The sequence below is a fragment of the Streptomyces sp. NPDC057654 genome (assembly GCF_042800135.1).
In the GTDB taxonomy this organism is placed as follows: domain Bacteria; phylum Actinomycetota; class Actinomycetes; order Streptomycetales; family Streptomycetaceae; genus Streptomyces.
Map to the genome: position 1 here is coordinate 1 of NZ_JBHVHQ010001020.1, position 2,817 is coordinate 2,817.

Below are 2,817 nucleotides of genomic sequence, written 5' to 3' on the forward strand. Positions count from 1 at the left end.
GGCCGCAGGAAACCCAGCGACTGCGCGGCGTGCACGGCGCGCAGCGGCAGCCCCGTGCCGCCGAGGGTCCGGGACCAGATCTCGCGGCCGATGCGGTCGCGCTCGGCGCGCGTGCGCCGCTCCTGCGGGAGCGCCTCGTCGCGCGCGCGGAACTCGGCTACGGCGGCGGCGACGGCCGCCCGCACCTCGTCCGTGCCCGGCAGCCCCTCGACGCGCCGCCAGCCGCCGCGCGGCGGCAGCACCCCGGCCCACGGCGGCCCAGTGACCGCCTCGGGCACGTCGACGTCGACGGCCGCCGCCGAGGCCCCGGCGTCCAGGACGTCCGCGAGCTGCCCCGCCGAGACCGTGAGGTCCAGCGGCCCGCCGGCGGGCGACGGCGCGGGAGCGGCCGCGAGCCTGGCCGTGCGGATGGCGAGCACCTCGAAGGACGGCGGGCGGCCGAAGACCGCGAGGGCCCCGCCGTCCGGTCCGCCGCCCGCCTGGAGGCGCACAGCGGCCGCCCGGTCGTAGTGGATCAGCCGGGCGAGGAAGGCGGCCAGGTCGGCCGCCTCCCCGGCGTCGGCGAACCGCAGCCGCTGCTGGGGCGCCGTCATGCCGCGACGGCCTCGCCCGGCGCGCCGCCGGGCTGCTCCCGGTACTCCTCCAGGAACGCCTTCTCCTCGGCGGTGATCCGCCGCGGCCTGCCGGCCTCCAGGTCATACGGCACGACGACGGTCGAGGCCCGCACGTACACCTCGTCCTCGTCCTTGACCTCGTAGGCGACCGTCATGGAGGCCGCGGTTATCTTCGTCACCCATGTCTCGACCGTCACCGGAGCATGCCGGTGCACCAGCGGACGCAGGTAGTTGATCTCGTGCCGGGCCACGACGGACCCGCCCGAGAACGAGGCGCTCCCCTCCCCCGGCGCGAGCCGCCACATGAAGTCGATCCGCGCCTCTTCCAGATAGCGGACGAAGACGGCGTTGTTCACATGGCCGAACGCGTCCATGTCGGACCAGCGCAGGGGGCAGGAGTAGAGATGGCGCGCCACGGTCAGCCCCGCGTGAGCTTCTTGTAGGTCGCCCGGTGCGGACGGGCCGCGTCGGCGCCGAGCCGGTCGATCTTGTTCTTCTCGTACGACTCGAAGTTGCCCTCGAACCAGTACCACTTGGACTCGCCCTCGTAGGCGAGGATGTGGGTCGCGACCCGGTCGAGGAACCAGCGGTCGTGGGAGATGACCACCGCGGCGCCGGGGAACTCCAGCAGCGCGTTCTCCAGCGAGGACAGCGTCTCGACGTCGAGGTCGTTGGTCGGCTCGTCGAGGAGCAGCAGGTTGCCGCCCTCCTTGAGGGTGAGCGCCAGGTTGAGGCGGTTGCGCTCGCCGCCGGAGAGGACGCCCGCGGGCTTCTGCTGGTCCGGGCCCTTGAAGCCGAAGGCGCTGACGTACGCGCGGGAGGGCATCTCGACCTGGCCGACGTTGATGTAGTCGAGCTCGTCGGAGACGACGGCCCACAGCGTCTTCTTGGGGTCGATGTTGGCGCGGCTCTGGTCGACGTAGCTGACCTTGACGGTCTCGCCGATCTTGATCGTGCCGGAGTCCGGGGTCTCCAGGCCCTGGAGCATCTTGAACAGCGTGGTCTTGCCGGCGCCGTTGGGGCCGATGATGCCCACGATGCCGTTGCGCGGCAGCGTGAAGGAGAGGTCGTCGATGAGAACCTTGTCGCCGAACGCCTTGGAGAGGTTGCTGACCTCGACGACGACGGAGCCCAGGCGCGGGCCCGGCGGGATCTGGATCTCCTCGAAGTCCAGCTTCCGCATCTTGTCGGCCTCGGCCGCCATCTCCTCGTAACGGGCCAGTCGCGCCTTGGACTTGGCCTGCCGCCCCTTGGCGTTGGAGCGGACCCACTCCAGCTCTTCCTTGAGCCGCTTGGCGCGCTTGGCGTCCTTCTGGCCCTCGACCTTGAGACGGGTCTGCTTGGTCTCCAGGTACGTGGAGTAGTTGCCCTCGTAACCGATGGCACGGCCGCGGTCGAGTTCGAGAATCCACCCGGCGACGTGGTCGAGGAAGTACCGGTCGTGGGTGACGGCGACGACGGTGCCGGGGTACTTGGCGAGGTGCTGCTCCAGCCACTGCACGGACTCGGCGTCCAGGTGGTTGGTGGGCTCGTCGAGGAGCAGCAGGTCGGGGGCCTCCAGCAGCAGCTTGCAGAGCGCGACGCGGCGCTTCTCACCGCCGGAGAGGTTGGTGACGGGCCAGTCGCCGGGCGGGCAGCCGAGGGCGTCCATGGCCTGTTCGAGCTGGGTGTCGAGATCCCAGGCGTTGGCGTGGTCGAGCTGCTCCTGGAGCTTGCCCATCTCGTCGAGCAGCTCGTCGGAGTAGTCGGTCGCCATCAGCTCGGCGACCTCGTTGAAGCGCTTGAGCTTGGCCATGGTGTCGGCCGCGCCGTCCTGGACGTTCTCCAGCACGGTCTTGGACTCGTCCAGCGGCGGCTCCTGGAGGAGCATGCCCACGGTGTAGCCGGGCGAGAGGAACGCGTCGCCGTTGGAGGGCTGCTCCAACCCCGCCATGATCTTGAGGACGGTGGACTTACCGGCGCCGTTGGGGCCGACCACACCGATCTTCGCACCGGGCAGGAAGCTCAGCGTCACGTCATCGAGGATGACCTTGTCGCCGTGCGCCTTGCGCGTCTTGCGCATCGTGTAGATGTACTCAGCCAAGAGAAACCGTCCGGCAATCGATGAGCGGGCAGAGATTACACACCATCTTGCCGTACGGCCGCCCTCGGGCGGAAACCAGTAGCGGCGCCGCGGCCCCGGAGCGCCTTCGTGCTCCGGGGC

3 protein-coding genes are annotated in these 2,817 nt (G+C 70.4%); all 3 read right to left on the minus strand.

What is annotated here, in order from left to right; genetic code table 11:
• The coding region (locus tag ACFU99_RS39820; protein ID WP_384402480.1) for a hypothetical protein at nt 1–593 on the minus strand (593 nt) is incomplete at its 3' end.
• Nucleotides 590–1,030, minus strand: a complete 441-nt coding sequence (locus ACFU99_RS39825; protein ID WP_384402483.1) for an acyl-CoA thioesterase — start codon at nt 1,028–1,030, stop codon at nt 590–592. The genes ACFU99_RS39820 and ACFU99_RS39825, both read right to left, overlap by 4 nt.
• Nucleotides 1,031–1,032: 2 nt before the next feature.
• Nucleotides 1,033–2,697 carry an energy-dependent translational throttle protein EttA gene (gene ettA, locus ACFU99_RS39830; protein WP_384402486.1) on the minus strand — a complete coding sequence of 555 codons (1,665 nt, stop codon included), beginning with the start codon at nt 2,695–2,697 and terminating at the stop codon, nt 1,033–1,035.
• Nucleotides 2,698–2,817 lie beyond the last annotated feature (120 nt).